Origin of the sequence: Mesorhizobium waimense (genome assembly GCF_003601975.1) — a bacterium.
Lineage (GTDB): Bacteria > Pseudomonadota > Alphaproteobacteria > Rhizobiales > Rhizobiaceae > Mesorhizobium > Mesorhizobium waimense.
Map to the genome: position 1 here is coordinate 1 of NZ_QZWZ01000274.1, position 254 is coordinate 254.

The window sequence follows — 254 nt, forward strand, 5'->3', positions numbered from 1 at the left end:
AACCGAGCATGCCAGCTGTTAGACAAGCCATTCTTGACCTCTTCACGCGGCCGCCACGCCGCAGATGTCCTCACTGTGAGAAGCTGCTCGCAGACGCCGTCAAACCTAAACTGCCAAAGTAGTGCTAAGTGTCTGAATCAGAATGACCGTCGTGTTTTCATGCCCTTGCGAGCCTTCGGGTGAGCATGCGAATGTTTGCGATGTAGATCCACGCCTGTGCGGATTCGATTGATCGCTCGAAGTCCTTTGCCAGC

The 254-nt window shown here is 54.3% G+C and carries 1 pseudogene; it reads right to left on the minus strand.

The window, feature by feature from the left end:
• Positions 1-157: 157 nt before the first annotated feature.
• Positions 158-254 (minus strand): annotated as a pseudogene (locus D3227_RS40980) (IS5/IS1182 family transposase); the annotation flags it as partial.